An 18,939-nucleotide genomic window follows, 5' to 3' on the forward strand; every position below is an offset into this window, starting at 1 on the left:
AATGGACCTATGACGCCCAGGGCACCCCGTCTGCCGATCACCCGCGAACTCGTCGACGGCGGCACCGTCTACCGCGACGGCCGCCGCCGCATCACGAGCAGGCGGGAGATCGCCAGGATCGACGCCCTCGCGATCCCGCCGGCATGGACCGATGTCGAGATCTCGCGCTCGTCCTCGACGAAGGTGCTCGCCAGGGGCGTCGATGACGCCGGTCGCACCCAGACGATCTACAGTCCCGCGTTCCGCCGCAGGCAGGAGAAGGCGAAGTTCGCGCGGATCCTGCTCTTCGCCGAACGGCTGCCGCGACTGCGCAGGCAGGTCGAGAAGGACCTGCGCCGCCGTCGGCTGAGCGAGGACAAGGTGGTCGCGTGCGTCGTAGGGCTCATCGACCAGGAGTTCTTCCGAGTCGGCAACACCGAGTACGCGCGAAAGCATGGCCACTACGGCGTCACGACCCTGCGCCGCAAACACACCGATGTGACCAGCTCGAAGGTCACTTTCGATTTCATCGGCAAGAGCGGCAAACGGCACGTCAAGACCGTGCGCGATCCGCGGCTCGTGCGGGTGATCGCGCAGCTCGAGGAGATGCCCGGGTACGACATCTTCCGGTTCTTCGACGAGGACGGCATCATCCACGACGTCGACAGCAAGCGTGTGAACGCCTACGTGAAGCGCCACATGGGGAAGGAGTTCTCGGCCAAGGACTTCCGCACCTGGGGCGGCACACTCCTTGCGACATCAGCCCTGCTCGCGACGGAGACGGACGACGACACCGAGGACGCGGTCGTCGTCCGTGACGTCGTCGCCCACGTCGCCGAGCGTCTCGGCAACACCCCGGCCGTCACGAGGGATTCGTACATCGATCCGCGGGTCTTCACGGCCTTCGAAGACGGCGTCACGATTCCCCAGGTACGGCGGGCGATGAGCAGGATGCGACCGCGCAAGCACCTCACCGTCGAGGAGCAGTGCGTGCTCAAGGTGCTCAACCGCCGCTGAGCGGGAAACGAGAAAGGCCCGACCCCGCGATGCGGAATCGGGCCTTCGAAGCTCAGATCAGAGCGGACGAATGTTCGTCGCCTGGGGGCCCTTGGGTCCCTGCTCCGTGTCGAACTCGACCTTCTGCGCTTCCTCGAGGTTGCGGTAGCCGCTCGACTGGATCGCGCTGAAGTGCGCGAAGACGTCGGCGGAGCCGTCATCGGGAGCGATGAAGCCGTAGCCCTTGTCGGAGTTGAACCATTTGACGGTACCAGTGGCCATGCTGTGTTTCCTTAGTTGATCGTGGGCCGTTCATCGACCCGTCAGCCGCGACGTTGAACTGGTGCGGCAGTGTCAGAAACTCCCGGGAAGCGGCGTCGAAGCGGCGTGACGAGCCCGAGAGGGTGAGGTAGATGAAGGCGGACGAACATGCTCAGCCTAACGGATGCGCCGGGATTCGGCACTCCCGGACATGAAACGATGGAGCCATGAGCTCAGCGAACCTCACGAGGGAAGAGACCGCCGCACGTTCTGCGGACATCACCGTGCACGACATCCGCGTCGAACTCGATCTTCGTGAGGCACGCGATCAGGGGCAGCGCGGGTTCCGCACGACCACGACCCTGCAGTTCGACGCGGCGGCACCGGACACCTGGATCGACTTCATCGGCGAGGCGGTCCAGAGTGTGACAGTGAACGGCGAAGCCCGCTCCGTCGAGTACGACGGCGCACGCATCCGGATCCAGGGGCTGGCGGCATCCAACACCGTCGTGATCGACGCGATCGGCGTCCACTCGCGATCCGGCGAGGGCCTGCACCGCTTCGTGGACCCCGTCGATGGCGAGACATACCTGTACACGCAGTACGAGCCCGCCGACGCGCGCAGGGTCATGGCCTGCTTCGAGCAGCCCGACATGAAGGCCGCGTACGCCTTCGTCGTGCACGCGCCGGCTGGCTGGCAGGTGCTGTCGAACCAGAGCGCGGCCGTCGTCACAGAGCAAGACGGCGTCCGGACCGTCGAGTTCGCCCCGACCCTGCCGCTGTCGAGCTACATCACCTCGGTCGCCGCCGGTCCGTACCACCGGATCGACGCGGAGTGGACGCGCGGAGAGCAGACCGTAGCACTCGGCGTGCTGTGCCGCCCGTCGCTCGCTGAGTTCCTCGAGGCGGACGAGGTCATCGAGATTACCAAGCAGGGTCTCGACTTCTTCACCGACGCCTTCGCATTCCCGTATCCGTGGGGAAAGTACGACCAGATCTTCGTGCCCGAGTACAACCTCGGTGCCATGGAGAACCCCGGCTTGGTGACCTTCACCGAGGCGTACCTGTCCCGGGGAGCTGCGACCGACGCGCAGCGCGGGGCGCGCGCGAACACGATCCTCCACGAGATGGCGCACATGTGGTTCGGCGACCTCGTCACCATGCGCTGGTGGGACGACCTGTGGCTCAAGGAGTCCTTCGCCGACTACATGGGCTCGCACGCATCCTTCGCCGCGACGCGGTTCACCGACGCCTGGGTGCGATTCGCCGCGAACCGCAAGGCGTGGGCCTATCAGCAGGATCAACTGCCGACCACGCACCCGATCGTCGCCGACATCACCGACCTCGAAGCCGCCAAGCTGAACTTCGACGGCATCACATACGCCAAGGGCGCGTCCGTCCTCAAACAGCTGGTCGCGTTCGTCGGCGAGGAGCACTTCTTCGAGGGCGCGCGCCGCTACTTCGCTGCGCATGCGTTCGGCAACACCGCCCTGGAGGACCTGCTCGTGCAGCTCGAGGAGGTCTCCGGTCGTGACCTGCGCGGTTGGTCGCGCGCGTGGCTCGAGACCAGCGGCATGTCGACGATTGCGCTCGAGACCGCGGCCGACGGTGGACGGATGCTGACGCAGACCGATCCGCGCCCGCACCGCCTGCGCGTCGGACTGTACGATCTCGCAGACGACGCCCTGTCGCTGCGTGAAAAGGTCGAAGTGGACATCACCGAGGCATCCACCCCGGTGGAGGTCGCCCGGGCCGACCTCGTGCTCATCAACGACGACGACCTCACCTACGCCAAGGCGCGGCTCGACGAACCCTCGCTCGACGCGGTCGAGCAGGCGCTGTCCACGCTCGAACCCCTGCCACGTGCGCTGGTGTGGTCGTCGCTGTGGAACGCCACCCGCGACGGTGAGCTGCCTGCCGTGCGATACCTCTCGATCGTCGGTGCCCACGCGCCGGCCGAAGAGAACATCGGCCTGCTGGCCGGTGTTCTCGCCAATGCCGCGTACGCCATCGGCCACTACGCGCCCGACGCCGAGCGGGTCGCGCACCGCGCGACCTGGCTCGAGAGGACCTGGACAGCGCTGCAGGATGCCGCGTCGGGCAGCGACGCGCAGCTGTCGTGGGCGCGTGCGTTCGCCGCGGCATCCGCGTTCGATGCCGCACGCGCTGACGAGGTGCGTGCGATCCTCGACGGTCACGGACCCGACGGCCTGAGCGTCGATCCCGATCTGCGCTGGGCGCTGCTCACGGCGCTCACGACCGTCGGCGAGGCGAGCGGTGACGACTTGGATGCCGAGCTGAAGCGGGACGACACCGCGAGCGGGCGGACGGCCGCTCTGCGGGCACTGGCCGCGCGCCCGGTGCAGGAGGTGCGCCTGGTCGCGTGGCATCGCGCCTGGGAGGACGAGGAACTGAGCAACGACCACCTCAGCGCCACGATCGACGGTGTGCGCGCGGGTGGGCGCCGCGATCTCATCGCCTCCCTCGACGGGGGTTACTTCGAGCGCATCGCGGATGCGTGGCAGAACCGCAGCATCGAGATCGCCAGGCGCCTGGTGATCGGGCTGTTCCCGGCGTCCCCGGATCTGGATCTCGTCGACGGATGGCTTTCCGCGAACGATTCGGCGCCAGCGGCGCTGCGGCGTCTGGTCGTTGAGCAGCGCGACCACCTGGAGCGTGATCTTCGAGTGCGCGCGGCGCAGTCTCAGCGCGAACGCTGACCTGCCGTTTCGACGGTCATCCCCATCACTGTGCGCACGATCCACGGGTGCGCGTAGTCATCATCGATGTGCGTCATGCCGAGGTGCTCGGCGACCCTGCGCGAGGCGATGTTGTCGGGGTGGATGATCGCCGTCAGCAGCGTCGGGGTGAACTCGCGTCGTACCAGATCCACACATGCGAGCGCCGCCTCGGTCGCCAGCCCGCGACCCTGGTACCCGCGCACAACGTGATAGCCGACCTCTCTCACGGGAGTGCCGTTGTACGACTGCCAGGTGATGCCGCAGTCGCCGACGAACTCGCCGTCGTGCGTCTCGATCACCCAGAGCCCGTGTCCGTCACGCGCGTAGCGCTCCCGCATGCGCTCGATCCAGTCGAGGCTCTCGCCGCGCGTCTTCGGTGCCGGGTAGAACGCCATGACATCGGGATCCCCGAGCATCGCCGCCATCTCATCGAGGTCGGAGACGGTCATCTCGCGAAACCGCAGCCGTGGGGTCGGCTCCGGCAGCAGCCGCCGCGTCACAGGTCGAGCGCGTCGCCGGGGTCGAGTTCGAAGAACTCTCCGCCGTTCTGCTCGGTCGCCCACTGCAGCCGCTGACGATGCATGCCGCGGCCGATCACCGAGAGGGTCATGTCGTGGACTCCGAACGCGCGCCGCGGCTTGACGGCCAGCACGAAGTCCATGGCTTCGCCGATCTTCAGCCAGGGTCCGCCGGCGGGGGCGGCGAGAGCGTCGACCTCGACGCCCTCCGGTACGGCGTAGGAGTCGCCGGGGTAGTACAGCACGTCGTTCACCAGCACGCCGACGTTCTGCACCGGCGTGAGCGAGGAGTGGATGACGGCGTGGTCGCCGCCGAAGAAGCGCAGCGTGAATCGACCCGCCGTCACCGTGTCTCCTGGGGAGACCACCGTGATCTCATGGTCACCGGCCGCAGCGGCGACGCCGGCCGGCGCGAAGATCGGCGTACCGGGCACCGCGCGAAGGATCCGGTCGAGGTGCTCGGGTGTCCAGTGGTCCGGATGCTCGTGAGTGAGGACCACGGCGACCACGCTCGACAGATCGTCGAGGGGCGTCGTGAACGAGCCCGGATCGATGATGAGACTCTCTCCGCTCTCGTCGAGACGGAGGGTGGCATGTTCGTGCTTCGTGACGCGCATACGGAGAGTCAACTCCGTTCCGGCATCCACGGCAAACGGGGTTGACGGCGGGACGCGCCCGGGATCCGTGTGCCGCCGGCCTCGATTTTGCGCAGGCGAAATCCTCATGGCATACTTGAACGGTTGTCGCGGGACGGAAACGTTCTGCAAGGCCTGGCCCCATCGTATAGCGGCCTAGTACGCCGCCCTCTCACGGCGGTAACGCGGGTTCGAATCCCGCTGGGGTCACAACACCGAAAACCCCCGGATCTGCCGGGGGTTTTCGCGTACCGGGAGGCCGTGATTACTCGGCCCGCAGCGACATCTCGCGGAACTGCGGGTTGCGCAGTGGGAACCACATCATCCCCATCAGGGCGAGGCCGAACACGACGAAAGCGATCCAGGTGGTCGTCGCAGCAGCCAGCGCGCCGAACGCGGCCATCGCCAGCGGCATCAGCACATCATCGCCGAGGCGGGTGACCGCGCTCATCCGGCCGAGGTAGGCGGTGTCGATCGTCGCCGCGAACGTCGCGCTCAGCAGCACCGAGGCGAATCCCGCCGTCAGGCCGATCACCAGGCTCCCGATGCCGGTCAGCCACAGCGGTCCGACGCCGATGAGGATGATCCCGGCGCCCTGTACGACCAGTGCCCAGAACCCTCCGAGCGCCTCGTGACGCGGACGCCACTTCGCGACTGCGATCGCGCCGAGTGCGGCGCCGAGACCGATCAGCGCCTCGAAGATGCCGACGGCCTGCGCGCCCCAGCCCTCGTCGTGCGCCCGCAGCGCGATCCCGATGCCGGTGGCGGGACCGACCGCGAGGTTCAGGCCGGACAGGGCGATGACCAGCGTGCGCGTCGTCGGCGCATGCTTCATGTGCGTGAAGCCGCGCAGGATGCCGCGGAGCGCCGTCTCCTTGTCGGCGCGAGCGAGCGCGAACCGGGGACGCAGCCAGATCACGATGAACGCGATCACGAACGTGAACGTCAGGGCGTTGATCGAGGCACTCCCGGCGAGGCCGGCATACGCGACGAGGAACCCGCCGAGGGCGGCTCCTCCCATCGTGCCGAGCCGCGTGGCGGTCTGCATCACGGCGCTGTACGACGGCAGGTCCCCGACGCGGACGAGCTGGCGGCCGATGGTGGCCGCCGACGGCTCGTAGAAGGCATCGCATACCCCGAACGCGATCGCGGCGAGCGTCAGCACGAGCACGCTCGGAGGGTTCGCGAGCACCCACAGCGCCACACCGACCAGCACCCCCACCCGCAGCACGTTGAACACGATCATGACGTGCCGGGCGTTCGCGCGGTCGGCGAGGACGCCGCCGAACAGCAGGATGACGGCGCGCGGCACGGTGCCCGCCGCGACGATGAGCCCTGCGATGGCGGGGGAGGCGATCTGCACTGCGGTCCAGGCCAGAGCGATCGACCAGATGGCGTCTCCGGCGTCCGACAGTGCCTTCACCGTGATCCAGGCATGGACGGCGAGGTCGCGAGAGAATCTGGGCGGCTCGCGCAGCAGGACGGGTTCGGAGGCGGTCATGGCGTCGTCGGGAACCCGTGTGCGAAGACGAAGACGGGGCGGCGTTCGACGCCGTCGTCGAGGTCGATCGCACGCCGCCAGGATTCGATCGTCGCGCTCACGGCTGTGGACAGTGCCGCCAGTTCCTGAGCCGACGCCCAGGTGAGAGTGTCGGTGCTGAACGCCGCGCGATTCCATTCAGGACTCGGCGCACTGCTGCGATGCCAGGTCGACAGGCGCCCGATCTGAGTGTTGATGTTCGCGCGCTCGGCGCCGCGGGCGAGCATCGCGTCGGCCGGCGAATCGGCGAAGTCGTCGACCGACCAGCTGAAGCTCTTGCGCGCGGACTGCCACCAGCTGGTGCGCCTGTCGCCGGTCGGATCATCGGCTCGTTCGACGATGCCCGCCCGCTCCAGCATCCGCAGGTGGTGGCTGATGCTGCCGACCTGCTGGTCGAGCGCGCGCGCCAGGCTCGTCACCTGGCTCGCGCCGTACAGACCGAGGTGGTCGACGATGCGCCGCCGCACCGGGTGATGAACGGCGGTGATCGCCTCGATCTCTTCCATGCGCACCACGCTAAGCGTGGTCCGCGGTTCTCACAAGAGTTCTTGTATATCCCGGAAAATCAAGGAACTTCGGATGCTGTGTCGCGTCGGCGCCTGCGGACGATCAGCCAGACGACCACCGCGACGATCCCGGCGACGACGAGCCAGGGGAGCAGGAACCCGAGCGCTACCACCAGAGCGTTGAGCGACACGATCAGGCCGTTCCAACCGGCGAGCAGCCCGTCCGCGAACCCGGCCGGTTCCGCTGGCGCCGCCGTCGTAGTCTTGGTGAGCTGCACCTGCAGCGACGACATCGCCACCTGATCCTCAAGGGCGGCGAGCTGCTGCGTGTACGACTCGAGCTGAGCCTGACGGTCGGTGAGCGCGACCTCGGCGTCGATCAGCTCGGACACGCTGCCGGACTGCGACATCAGCTCGGTGAGCCGGTCGACCGACGCCTGAGTCGCGTCGACGCGTGCACGCAGATCGATCGCGGTCGCGGTGACGTCCTGCTGCGATGTCGACGACGAGATGACCGTGCCGGTCTCGCCGAGTTCGTCGATGACCGTCGTCAGGTCTGCGGCAGGAACGCGGATGCTGATCCAGCCGTACTCGCCCTCAGGCACCGGGGCCGGCACGGTCGTATCGGCAGACATCCCTGTCGCGGAGACGTCTGTGCCCTCGACATAGCCGTCGTGCTCCTCGGCGAGTGCGGCGACGGCATCCACCGCGCCCGTGATGTCGTCGACGCGCACGTGCGCCTGCGCGCTCGCGATGATCTCTCGTCCGCTGTCCTCGGTGGCGACCCCGCCGGCGGCATCCATCGAAGCGCCCTCCGGCACGGCCTCGTCGACCGGTCCGCCGGCAGCGGAGTCGGATACGAACGCGGTCGTGTCGCCCGCGCCGCCTGCGGTCGTGCTCGCCGTCAGGTTCAGCAGCGGCGGCGTGATCAGGATCCCGGCGACGAAGGCAGCCGCGACACCGAGCCCGGTGAGCCAGCCCCGGCGACGGGTGCGCCTCTTCGACGACGCGGTCGCCGTTGAAGGCGCGGGGGTGCGGTCTGCCGCGATCTCGGCGAACACGGCCTTCTCGATGCGGTCGATGCTCGCCTGGGACAGTTCGGGCAGGTCCGTTGTGCCGCTCGTGGGCGCCTGGTCGTTCATGCGTCTCTCATCTCCTCGACGGCGCCACGCAGCTGCGTGCGCACCCGTGAGAGACGGTTCCGAACCACTGCCGTCGTGACCTCGAGCTCGTCGGCCGCCGCCTGGTAGGCGTAGCCCTCGGCGGCGCACAGCCGGAAGATCTCGCGGTCGAGTTCGCCGAGCGTGCCGAGCTCGTCGGCGATCCGCTCGACGAGCACCGCGGTGATCACCTGCTCCTCCACGTTCACGGTGTCGGGCAGCTCCTCGTCGACGGCATCGGCCGAGTGCGCTTGGTCTCGGCGACGTCTGCGCAGCCGGTTGGCCGTCTGGAACCGGCAGATCGTCGCCAGCCATGGCAGTAGCGAATCGCCTGCCAATTCGAGACCGGGCAGCTTGCGCCACGCGGTCACGAACGTCTCCTGTGTCACGTCCTCCGCGTCGGCGGGGGAGCGCAGGATGCCGTGAGCGATCCAGTAGACGGATCGGACGTGGGCGCGGTACAGCTCACGGAAGGCGCTCTCGTCGCCCGCCGCGGCCCGCGCCACGAGATCCTGATCCACAGACAGCTCGGACATCCGGTTCCTTTCGGTGTCTCTCACTGGAGAGTGTCGCGAGATGACTCATCGTCTCAGATGTTCTCGGAGCAGTCCGAGAGGGCCGAGCACTCAGGCCGGGACGTCCACCGCCCTCTGCCACACCCGGTGGCGCGGCAGCAGGTCGAGCAGCGCCGCGACGACAGCGCTCGCACTCCCGGTCGACACGCCGTCGGCGTCGGTGTCGAAGCCGACGGAGCTCAGCACCTCTGCTGCACCCTCCGCGATTCCGATCGCCTTCGCATGCCGGAATGCCTCCTCGAGGACGGCGACGGCCCGGCGATCATCGGTCGCGGTCAGCACCACGACGCCGTCGAGTTCGACGCTCGTCGCGGTGTCGAAACTCCGCTGCACGGGAACTCCTCCGATCATCCCGCCGGTCGGGGCGATCACGAGTGGAAGCACGCCCGCCGCGTGCAGTTGTTCCCGGACCGCCGTGAGCTCGGCCTCGTCGGTCTCGGCGGTCGCCACGATGCCGACGACGCGCCCGTCAACGGGCCATTCCTCTCCGACCATCCGCAGCGCGGGGCTGGGCTCGACATCGTCGAGTGCGATGGAAGCGGCAGGAGTCGGCAGCCCGAGGCGGGCCGCCACTGCTGTGCACAGGCTCTCGTCGATGTTCGCGAGGTGCCGCAGCTGGCGCTCCTTGATCGTCTGCTCGTAGCACTTGCCGAGTTCGAACGCGTAGGCGTCGATGACATGCTGCTGCTCGATGCCCGTGAGACTGCGGAAGAAGAGCCGCACCTGCGAGAAATGGTCGTCGAAGCTCGCAGGTGCTGCGCGCTGGACGCGGCTCTCGGCGATCGGCGCGGGAACGTCGATGAACGCGTTCTCGTCTGCGCCGGCGAGGAACGGGCATCCGGCATCCAGCGAGTTCGGCTGGTACGGCGCGACGCCGCCGTGCACAGCCGATTGATGCATGCCGTCGCGCAGCATGTCGTTCACCGGCGCATGCGGTCGATTGATCGGAATCTGCGCGAAGTTGGGCCCGCCCAGGCGCGTGATCTGCGTGTCGATGTAGGAGAACAGCCGGCCCTGCAGAAGGGGGTCGTTCGTGACGTCGATCCCCGGGACGAGGTGGCCGGGATGGAACGCCACCTGCTCGGTCTCGGCGAAGTAGTTCACCGGATTGCGGTCGAGCGTCATCGTGCCGAGCACCTCCAGCGGGGCGAGCTCCTCCGGGACGATCTTGGTCGGATCGAGCAGATCGATCCCCTCGAACATCTGGTCCTCGGTGTCCGGGAAGACCTGAACGGCGAGGTCCCACTGCGGGAAGGCGCCGGATTCGATGGCGTCCGCGAGATCCCGCCGATGGAAGTCGGGATCCTTCCCCGCCAGAAGCTGCGCTTCCTCCCAGGTGACGCCGTGGGTACCGAGTCGGGGTCGCCAGTGGAATTTCACGAGCACCGTCGCCCCGGAGTCGTCGATCAAGCGGAAGGTGTGGATGCCGAAGCCCTGCATCATGCGATAGGAGCGAGGGATGCCGCGGTCGGACATGTTCCAGATCGTGTGATGCTGGGCCTCGGTGTGCAGCGAGACGAAGTCCCAGAACGTGTCGTGCGCCGATTGCGCCTGCGGGATCTCGCGATCCGGATGCGGTTTCCCGGCGTGGATCACGTCGGGAAACTTGATGGCATCCTGGATGAAGAAAACCGGGATGTTGTTGCCCACGAGGTCGTACACGCCTTCTTCGGTGTAGAACTTCGTCGCGAAACCGCGAGTGTCACGCACGGTGTCGGCAGAACCGCGCGATCCGAGCACGGTGGAGAAGCGCACGAACACCCGCGTGACCACACCGCCCTGCAGGAAGCCGGCCCGGGTGATGGACGCCCCACGGCCGTTCGACTCGAAACGTCCGTGTGCCGCCGCGCCGCGCGCATGAACGACGCGCTCCGGGATGCGCTCGTGGTCGAAGTGCGTGATCTTCTCGCGGAGGTGGTGATCCTGCAGCAGAACGGGCCCGCGAGGTCCCGCCTTGAGGGAATGATCAGTGTCGACGAGTCGCGTGCCCTGCGCCGTCGTGAGGCGGGTGCCCTGTTGCGCGACAGCCGTCTGCGGGTCGGCACTTCGCGCCCCTGTCGGCGTACGCACTTCCGGACCGGACTGATCGGACTTGGGCGGTGGCGCCTGACCATCGTGCGGTTCGTCCTGCCGGGGCGGCTGCGGCGCCGGACGGCCGGGGATCGTGATCTCGTGCTCTTCATGAGTGGACATGCAGATACTCCTTCGCCATCGGATGATCGCTCCAGAGTGCGCGTCAGCCGATCACATCGAGGAGGGGATTGACAGACGCGTGCACCGGGGGCGCCCGGATGCACCGTGACGCTCGCAACCTCCGGTAGAATCTGTCGAGCGAGAGGGAGTATCCCGATTCTCCGCGTTCGTCATCACGAGCACCGACAGTGTTGCTCCGGACGCGGGCCGCGTATCGTGCGGGGGAGAGACTTTCGGCCTCTTTACCGACCTCTCTCGAAAGGTGCTGTGCGCCCTTGAACATCCCCCTCTGGTTCGAGATCACCGCTCTGGTGGTGCTCGTGCTCGTCCTCATCGGCGATCTGATGCTCGTGCGTCTGCGTCCCCACATCCCGTCGACCAAGGAGTCCACGCTCTGGGTCGTCTTCTACGTCACTCTGGCGCTGGTCTTCGCCGGTCTGCTGTACTTCATCGCCGGGGGCCAGTTCGCCGGGGAGTTCCTCACCGGCTGGGCACTGGAGTACAGCCTCTCGATCGACAACCTCTTCGTGTTCGTGCTGATCATGGCGCAGTTCTCGGTGCCGCGCCGCCTGCAGCAGCAGGTGCTGATGGTCGGCATCCTCATCGCCATCATCCTGCGCGGCATCTTCATCGTCGCCGGCGTCGCGATCATCGAGAACTTCTCGCCGATCTTCTACGTGTTCGGTGCGTTCCTGATCTGGACCGCCATCCGTCAGGCCATGCCGGAGGGCGACCACGAGGGCGAGGTCAAGCGGGAGAACTTCATCGTCCGTCTGCTTCGTCGCCGGATCGACATCAGCGACGAATACGACGGCCCGAAGCTCCGGACGGTCGTCGACGGCAAGAAGATGTGGACGCCGATGATCATCGTGTTCGTGGCGATCGGCGTCACCGATCTGATGTTCGCGATCGATTCGATCCCCGCGATCTTCAGCATCACCCAGAACAGCTTCCTCGTCTTCACCGCGAACATCTTCGCGCTCATGGGCCTGCGCCAGCTGTACTTCCTCCTCGGGGACCTGCTCGACCGCCTGCGCTACCTGCACTACGGCATCGCGGTGATTCTCGGCTTCATCGGCATCAAGCTCATCCTCCACGCGATGCACGTCAACGAGCTGCCGTTCGTCAACAACGGGCAGCACATCGAGTGGGCGCCGGACATCCCGATCTGGCTGTCGCTCACGGTGATCGTGGCCTCCATGGGAATCGCGACGATCGCGAGCCTCATCGCATCGTCGCGCGAGCGCCGACGCGCTCCCGAGGAGCTGCATCCCGAGCCACCGACGCACTGAGCGTCCTGACCACCCGCCGCCGCCGTGTAAACTGACCGGCATGCGGCGGGTGGTTCTTCTCCTTAGCGGCCGCGACGAGACCTCGATCTAGGCCTTCCTCGTCGCGGCGTCCAGCGTGGCCGAACCGCCGAATACTGGAGATACCGACATGACCGATGCTGTTCCCACTGTTTCATCGAGCCGCCCGCGCACGCTGGCCGAGAAGGTCTGGGACGACCACCTCGTCGTCAAGGGCGAGAACGGTGAGCCCGACCTGATCTACATCGACCTGCATCTGGTGCACGAGGTCACGAGCCCTCAGGCGTTCGACGGGCTGCGCGCCGAAGGGCGGCCGCTTCGCCGGCTCGACCTGACGATTGCGACGGAGGATCACAACACCCCGACGCTCGAGATCGACAAGCCGATCGCCGATCTCACCAGCCGGACCCAGATCGACACGCTGCGCCGCAACGCCGAGGAGTTCGGCGTGCGCCTGCACTCGCTGGGCGATGCGGAGCAGGGCATCGTGCACGTCGTCGGTCCGCAGCTCGGGCTAACCATGCCCGGCATCACCGTCGTGTGCGGCGACTCGCACACCTCCACGCACGGCGCGTTCGGCGCGATGGCATTCGGCATCGGCACGAGTGAGGTCGAGCACGTCATGGCCACCCAGACGCTGCCGCTCAAGCCCTTCCAGACCATGGCGATCACCGTCGAAGGCGAGCTGAAGCCGGGTGTCAGCGCCAAGGACATCATCCTCGCCGTGATCGCGAAGATCGGTACAGGCGGAGGCCAGGGCTACGTGCTCGAGTTCCGCGGCAGCGCCATCCGCGCCCTCTCGATGGAGGGTCGCATGACGATCTGCAACATGTCGATCGAAGCGGGTGCCCGTGCCGGCATGGTCGCGCCCGATGAGACGACGTTCGCCTACGTCAAGGACAAGCCGCACGCGCCCCAGGGGCAGGACTGGGAGGATGCCGTCGCCTACTGGCGCACGCTCCCCACCGACGAGGGCGCGGTCTACGACGCCGAGGTGTTCATCGACGCGAACGAGCTCGAGCCGTTCGTCACCTGGGGCACGAATCCCGGCCAGGGCAGCTCGCTGTCCGCGGCTGTGCCGGACCCGGCCGAGATCGCCGACCCCAACGAGCGCGCCGCCGCCGAGCGCGCGCTCGAGTACATGGACCTCGCACCGGGGACGCCGCTGAAGGACGTGCCGGTGGATGCCGTGTTCATGGGCTCGTGCACGAACAGCCGCATCGAGGATCTGCGCGCGTTCGCGTCGATCATCAACGGGCGGAAGAAGGCCGACGGCGTCCGTGTCATGGTCGTCCCCGGCTCTGCGCGGGTGCGCCTGGAGGCCGAGGCCGAGGGCATCGATCAGATCGTCAAGGACTTCGGTGCCGAGTGGCGCTTCGCCGGATGCTCGATGTGCCTGGGCATGAACCCCGATCAGCTCGCTCCAGGCGAGCGCTGCGCATCCACCTCGAACCGCAACTTCGAAGGACGCCAGGGCAAGGGCGGCCGCACGCACCTCGTGTCACCGCTGGTCGCCGCCGCGACCGCGGTGCGCGGAACGCTGTCGAGTCCCAGCGATCTCGAGGTCGCGCACGAGCTGGTGGGAGCCTGATCATGGAGAAGTTCACCACCCACACCGGCATCGCCGCGCCGCTGAAGCGCTCGAACGTCGACACCGACCAGATCATCCCCGCCGTCTTCCTCAAGCGCGTCACCAAGACCGGCTTCGACGATGCGCTGTTCTACTCCTGGCGCCAGGATGAGGACTTCGTGCTGAATCAATCGGCCTTCCATGGCGCCTCGGTGCTCGTCGCGGGTTCCGACTTCGGCACGGGATCGAGTCGCGAGCACGCCGTGTGGGCGCTGCGCGACTTCGGCTTCAAGGTCGTCCTCAGCCCCCGTTTCGCCGACATCTTCCGCGGCAATGCCGGCAAGCAGGGCCTGCTCGCCGCGACCATCTCGGAAGAGGATCTCGAGCGGATCTGGGCTGAGATCGACGAGGATCCCGGCGCTGCGATCACGGTCGACCTCGAGGCGCGCACAGCCACCATCGGCGATTTCCAGGCCTCCATCGGCGTCGACGATTACACTAGATGGCGGCTCCTCGAAGGGCTCGATGACATCGGGCTCACGCTGCGCAACGAAGAGAAGATCGCGCAGTTCGAGGCCCGCCGCGAGTCGTGGCGGCCACGTACGCTCCCTGTTCGCTGACGCAGAGTCCGCTGACATCGAGCACCGTGAGCCTGGGGCACTTTCGCCCCTGCGGCTGCCGCCGCGACCGTGAACACGAAGTGAGGCTCATCGAATGACGACCACCGCGCGCGCTGACCTCCAGGATGGGGTATCTGCTTTGACCGGAGACGTGCTGGCGATTCGAGGAGGACGGCCGCTGCGTGGCCGCGTCGACGTGAAGGGGGCGAAGAACCTCGCCACCAAGGCTATGGTGGCGGCCCTCCTGGGCGAAGACACCAGCGTCCTGCGCGACGTGCCGAACCTCAGCGATGTCGCCGTCGTGCGCTCGCTCCTCGAGGTGCACGGCGTCCGCGTCACCGAGGGCGACGAGGCCGGCACGCTGCGACTCGACCCGAGCGACGTCGAGTCGGCCCATATGGAAGAGATCGACGCACACGCCGGGGCATCCCGGATCCCGATCCTCTTCTGCGGACCGCTGCTGCACCGGCTGGGCCAGGCGTTCATCCCCGACCTCGGCGGCTGCCGCATCGGCGACCGCCCGATCGACTTCCACCTCGATGCACTCCGCAAGTTCGGCGCAACGGTCGAGAAGCTGCCCAGCGGCATCCGTCTGTCCACGCCGGGCGGACGCCTGCACGGCGCGAACATCCACCTGCCGTACCCGAGCGTCGGTGCCACGGAGCAGGTGCTGCTCACCGCCGTCCGCGCAGAGGGCACGACAGAACTGCGCAACGCGGCCATCGAGCCGGAGATCATGGACCTGATCGCCGTGCTGCAGAAGATGGGCGCCATCATCTCCTACGAGCCGAACCGCGTCATCCTCATCGAGGGCGTCGAGACGCTCCGCGGCTACGATCACCGGTCGATCTTCGATCGCAACGAGGCGGCGTCCTGGGCATCCGCAGCGCTCGCGACGGACGGCGAGATCTTCGTCGGCGGCGCGAAGCAGCAGGAGATGCTCACGTTCCTCAACGTGTTCCGCAAGGCCGGTGGCTGGTTCGACATCCGCGAGGACGGCATCCTCTTCCGCCGTGACGGCGAAGTGCAGCCCGTCGTCGTCGAGACCGACGTGCACCCCGGGTTCATGACCGATTGGCAGCAGCCGCTGGTGGTCGCACTGACCCAGGCGAACGGCCGCTCCGTGGTGCACGAGACGGTGTACGAGAACCGGATGGGCTTCACGCAGGCGCTGGTCAAGATGGGCGCCGACATCGTCGTGCACCCGCACGGGCTGCAGGACGGCCCTCGCCGTGTCCCGCGCCGAGAACTCGAGCAGGCCGCCGTCATCACGGGTCCGACGCCGCTGCACGGCGCCGACATCGTCGTACCGGATCTGCGCGGCGGCTACAGCCACGTCATCGCCGCGCTCACCGCAACCGGCGAGTCGCGTGTCTCGGGCGTCGACATCCTGAGCCGGGGTTACGAGAACTTCCTGGCGAAGCTCGACGCCCTCGGTGCCGACTTCGACGTCATCGGCTGACGCGCATGGCTTCCGCATCGCCGGAGAAGACTCGGCCGAGCCTGTTCTGGGTGCTCGCGGTCATCGTGGTGCCCTTCGTCTCTTACCTTGCGAAGATGCGCTTCACGGGCCGCGAGAAGCTGCCGATGAAGGGCCCGTTCGTCCTCGCCCCTAACCACTACACGGAGTTCGATCCGCTGATCGTGGCCGCCGCGGTGTGGAAGCTCGGCCGCGCCCCCCGCTTCATGGCGAAGGAGAGCCTGTTCCGGGTCCCCGTGGTCGGTGCCGCGCTGCGCGGGACCGGCATGATCCCCGTCGCGCGATCCTCATCGCGCACGGCATCGGCCCAGACGATCGCGCAGTCGCGCGAGCTCGTCCAGGACGGTCGTGGTGTCATCGTCTATCCCGAGGGCACGCTGACGCGCGACCCCGACCTGTGGCCCATGCGCGGAAAGTCCGGTGCGGTCCGACTCGCGATGGCCGGCGACATCCCGCTGATCCCGATGGCGCAGTGGGGCACGCAGCAGATCATGGGGCGGTACCAGAAGGGCCTCAAGCTCTGGCCACCGCGCAAGCGGGTGGACATCATCATCGGCGATCCGGTCGACCTCAGCGATCTGAAGGACAGGCCGAACGAGCCCGCGGCGATTGCGGAAGCCACCGAACGGCTCATGAACGCCATCACCGGCCTGCTCGAGCAGATCCGTCATGAGAAGGCACCGGCGAAGCGCTGGAACCCCTTGGATCACGGCCAGAAGGAGACCGGGCGCCTTGACTCGTAAGCACCCCGACGCCCGCGGCCCGCGGGTCACCGTCATCGGCGCCGGAAGCTGGGGAACGACCTTCGGCAAGATCCTCGCCGACGGCGGAGCGCAGGTCACCATGTGGGCGCGTCGCCCGGAGCAGGCGCTTGAGATCGCCGAGGGCAAGCGCAACACCAAGTATCTTCCCGGCATCAACCTGCCGCGCACGATGACCGCGACGCACGAGCTGGCCACCGCCATCGACGGCGCGGACCAGGTGTACCTATCGGTGCCGAGTCAGTCCCTGCGCGAGAACCTCAAGGGCCTGCGACCGCTGCTCGAGAACACCGACATGCCGATCGTCAGCCTCATGAAGGGCGTCGAACGCGCCAGCGGCCTGCGCATGAGCCAGGTCATCGAGCAGGAGCTGGCCTGCGAGCCCGAGCGCATCGCAGTGGCATCCGGACCGAACCTCGCGCTCGAGATCGCCCGGGAGCAGCCCACGGCCGCGGTCATCGCGTCACTCAGCCAGGAGACGGCCGAGACCGTCGCACGTGCGGCGCGCAACTCGTACTTCCGCACTTTCGTGAACACCGACGTCATCGGCACCGAGTTCGGCGGTGTCCTGAAGAACCTGATCGCCGTGGCCATCGGCATCGTCGACGGCGTCGGATACGGCGAGAACACCAAGGCCTCCATCATCACGCGAGGGCTCGTCGAGATGACCGACTTCGCCGTCGCGAACGGCGCGCAGCCCGAGACGCTCCAGGGTCTCGCCGGCCTCGGCGACCTGATCGCCACCTGCCAGTCGCCACTCAGCCGAAACAACACGGCCGGCCGCCTGCTCGGCCAGGGCTACAGCTATCAGGACGTCGTCAAGCAGATGAACCAGACCGCGGAGGGCCTGGCATCCGTCGCGCCGATCCTGCAGCTGGCCCGCGAATCCGACGTGCACATGCCCATCGTGGAGCAGGTGAAGATGGTGCTCGACGGCAGGATGAACCCGCGCGACATCGCGCCGCACCTGACGACCGACGACGACACTCCCCAGGAGGAGAGAACCAATCATGGACAAGCAGACGGTGGTGGTGCTCTTCGGCGGGCGTTCCAGCGAGCATTCCATCAGTTCCGCAACAGCGGGCGGAGTGCTGCAGGCGATTGATCGCGATCGCTTCGACGTGATCCCGGTGGGGATCACCCGCGAGGGCGCCTTCGTCCTCGAGGCGGACGACCCGGCGAAGTTCGCTCTGGATGCCGCGCACCTGCCCGAGGTCGTCGACAACGGCTCGCGCGTGCTGTGGCCCGAGCCCGGCGGCGACCGGACGCTTCGCGTCGTGCACGCCGACGGATCTGTCGCAGATCACGGCGAGATCGACGTCGTGCTGCCGATCCTGCACGGCACGCACGGCGAGGACGGCACGATTCAGGGGTACTTCGACACACTCGAGGTGCCGTACGCCGGCGGCGGCGTGCTGGATTCAGCGCTGTGCATGGACAAGCACTTCATGAAGGTCGTGCTGGAGTCCGCAGGCATCGCCGTCGCCCCGTGGGTGACGGTCCGTCGTCGGGCGTGGGAGCAGGATGCCGCGGCACTGCGCTCCGAGATCGCGAAGCTCGGGCTGCCGGTGTTCGTGAAACCGGCGCGTGCGGGTTCCAGCGTCGGCGTGTCGAAGGTGTCGGAGTCGTCGGAACTGGATGCCGCTCTCGAGATCGCATTCGCGGAGGACGAGAAGGTGCTCGTCGAGACCGGGATCACCGGGCGCGAGATCGAGGTCGCGATCCTGGAGACCGCGGCCGGCGTGCGCGCGTCTCTGCCCGGCGAGATCGTGCTCACCTCGCGCGGCTTCTACGACTTCGAGGGGAAGTACCTCGGCGGCGACGGCGTCGATGTGGTGTGCCCCGCCGAGCTGACCGAGACGCAGGTCGCCGCGATCCAGGACATCGGCGTGCGGGCCTTCCAAGCGGTCGACGGACGCGGTCTCGCGCGCGTGGACATGTTCTTGACTGCGGGCGGCGAGCTCGTCGTCAACGAGCTCAACACCATGCCCGGCTTCACGCCCATCTCGATGTTCCCGAAGTGCTGGGTGGCGTCCGGCCTGAGCTACGGCGACCTGATCAGCGAGTTGATCGAGGCGGGCCTGCGACGCTGAC

Annotated in this window: 17 protein-coding genes and 1 tRNA gene; 10 read left to right on the forward strand and 8 right to left on the reverse strand. The window is 67.5% G+C overall.

Annotated elements, in window-relative coordinates; translation table 11 throughout:
• Positions 1 to 9: 9 nt before the first annotated feature.
• Positions 10 to 996 (forward strand): DNA topoisomerase IB, encoded by a 987-nt coding sequence (locus IM776_RS07340; protein WP_194422325.1) that lies wholly within the window; start codon positions 10 to 12, stop codon positions 994 to 996.
• Positions 997 to 1,053: 57 nt separating this feature from the next.
• On the opposite strand, the gene IM776_RS07345 is transcribed toward IM776_RS07340, so the two are convergent.
• On the reverse strand, positions 1,054 to 1,257 hold the full coding sequence (locus tag IM776_RS07345) for a cold-shock protein (RefSeq protein ID WP_175986543.1): 204 nt from the start codon (positions 1,255 to 1,257) through the stop codon (positions 1,054 to 1,056).
• A gap of 206 nt (positions 1,258 to 1,463) precedes the next feature.
• Between IM776_RS07345 and pepN the strand changes: the two genes are divergently transcribed.
• Positions 1,464 to 3,956 (forward strand): aminopeptidase N, encoded by a 2,493-nt coding sequence (pepN, locus tag IM776_RS07350; RefSeq protein ID WP_194422326.1) that lies wholly within the window; start codon positions 1,464 to 1,466, stop codon positions 3,954 to 3,956.
• Here pepN and IM776_RS07355 read toward each other — a convergent pair.
• Positions 3,941 to 4,477 carry a GNAT family N-acetyltransferase gene (locus IM776_RS07355; protein WP_323741055.1) on the reverse strand — a complete coding sequence of 179 codons (537 nt, stop codon included), beginning with the start codon at positions 4,475 to 4,477 and terminating at the stop codon, positions 3,941 to 3,943. The genes pepN and IM776_RS07355 overlap by 16 nt on opposite strands.
• Positions 4,474 to 5,112: an MBL fold metallo-hydrolase gene (locus tag IM776_RS07360; protein ID WP_194422327.1), complete on the reverse strand. Its 639-nt coding sequence runs from the start codon at positions 5,110 to 5,112 to the stop codon at positions 4,474 to 4,476. The genes IM776_RS07355 and IM776_RS07360 overlap by 4 nt, the downstream gene beginning before the upstream one ends.
• Positions 5,113 to 5,267: 155 nt before the next feature.
• On the opposite strand from IM776_RS07360, the gene IM776_RS07365 reads away from it, so the two are divergent.
• A tRNA-Glu gene (locus IM776_RS07365) sits at positions 5,268 to 5,340 on the forward strand.
• Positions 5,341 to 5,395: 55 nt separating this feature from the next.
• Here IM776_RS07365 and IM776_RS07370 read toward each other — a convergent pair.
• The 5 genes from IM776_RS07370 to IM776_RS07390 all read right to left on the reverse strand — a co-directional run bounded on the left by IM776_RS07370 (position 5,396) and on the right by IM776_RS07390 (position 11,104).
• Positions 5,396 to 6,631: an MFS transporter gene (locus IM776_RS07370; protein WP_194422328.1), complete on the reverse strand. Its 1,236-nt coding sequence runs from the start codon at positions 6,629 to 6,631 to the stop codon at positions 5,396 to 5,398.
• Positions 6,628 to 7,176, reverse strand: a complete 549-nt coding sequence (locus tag IM776_RS07375) for a winged helix-turn-helix domain-containing protein (protein ID WP_194422329.1) — start codon at positions 7,174 to 7,176, stop codon at positions 6,628 to 6,630. Before IM776_RS07375 ends, IM776_RS07370 begins: the two co-directional genes overlap by 4 nt.
• 59 nt (positions 7,177 to 7,235) lie before the next feature.
• Entirely contained in the window at positions 7,236 to 8,318 is a 1,083-nt protein-coding gene (locus IM776_RS07380; protein ID WP_194422330.1) for a DUF4349 domain-containing protein, read from the reverse strand.
• Positions 8,315 to 8,872, reverse strand: a complete 558-nt coding sequence (locus tag IM776_RS07385; RefSeq protein WP_194422331.1) for an RNA polymerase sigma factor — start codon at positions 8,870 to 8,872, stop codon at positions 8,315 to 8,317. Before IM776_RS07385 ends, IM776_RS07380 begins: the two co-directional genes overlap by 4 nt.
• Positions 8,873 to 8,962: 90 nt before the next feature.
• The gene (locus tag IM776_RS07390; protein ID WP_194422332.1) at positions 8,963 to 11,104 is read right to left on the reverse strand and encodes a catalase; all 2,142 of its coding nucleotides are present in this window, start codon (positions 11,102 to 11,104) and stop codon (positions 8,963 to 8,965) included.
• Positions 11,105 to 11,379: 275 nt separating this feature from the next.
• On the opposite strand from IM776_RS07390, the gene IM776_RS07395 reads away from it, so the two are divergent.
• The 7 genes from IM776_RS07395 to IM776_RS07425 all read left to right on the forward strand — a co-directional run bounded on the left by IM776_RS07395 (position 11,380) and on the right by IM776_RS07425 (position 18,938).
• Entirely contained in the window at positions 11,380 to 12,396 is a 1,017-nt protein-coding gene (locus IM776_RS07395; RefSeq protein ID WP_194422333.1) for a TerC family protein, read from the forward strand.
• Between the two features lie 148 nt (positions 12,397 to 12,544).
• On the forward strand, positions 12,545 to 14,005 hold the full coding sequence (leuC, locus tag IM776_RS07400) for a 3-isopropylmalate dehydratase large subunit (protein WP_194422334.1): 1,461 nt from the start codon (positions 12,545 to 12,547) through the stop codon (positions 14,003 to 14,005).
• A gap of 2 nt (positions 14,006 to 14,007) precedes the next feature.
• Complete coding sequence (gene leuD / locus IM776_RS07405; protein WP_194422335.1) at positions 14,008 to 14,604, forward strand: 3-isopropylmalate dehydratase small subunit; 597 nt, start codon at positions 14,008 to 14,010, stop codon at positions 14,602 to 14,604.
• A gap of 94 nt (positions 14,605 to 14,698) precedes the next feature.
• Positions 14,699 to 16,066 (forward strand): UDP-N-acetylglucosamine 1-carboxyvinyltransferase, encoded by a 1,368-nt coding sequence (gene murA / locus IM776_RS07410; RefSeq protein WP_194422336.1) that lies wholly within the window; start codon positions 14,699 to 14,701, stop codon positions 16,064 to 16,066.
• A 5-nt stretch (positions 16,067 to 16,071) separates the two neighbouring features.
• A complete protein-coding gene (locus tag IM776_RS07415) occupies positions 16,072 to 16,827 on the forward strand; it encodes a lysophospholipid acyltransferase family protein (protein ID WP_194422337.1) in 756 nt (251 codons plus the stop codon).
• A complete protein-coding gene (locus tag IM776_RS07420) occupies positions 16,817 to 17,950 on the forward strand; it encodes an NAD(P)H-dependent glycerol-3-phosphate dehydrogenase (protein WP_228479965.1) in 1,134 nt (377 codons plus the stop codon). Before IM776_RS07415 ends, IM776_RS07420 begins: the two co-directional genes overlap by 11 nt.
• Positions 17,856 to 18,938, forward strand: a complete 1,083-nt coding sequence (locus tag IM776_RS07425; protein ID WP_194422339.1) for a D-alanine--D-alanine ligase family protein — start codon at positions 17,856 to 17,858, stop codon at positions 18,936 to 18,938. The genes IM776_RS07420 and IM776_RS07425 overlap by 95 nt, the downstream gene beginning before the upstream one ends.
• Position 18,939 lies beyond the last annotated feature (1 nt).

This window comes from Microbacterium abyssi (assembly GCF_015277895.1).
Taxonomy (GTDB): domain Bacteria; phylum Actinomycetota; class Actinomycetes; order Actinomycetales; family Microbacteriaceae; genus Microbacterium; species Microbacterium abyssi.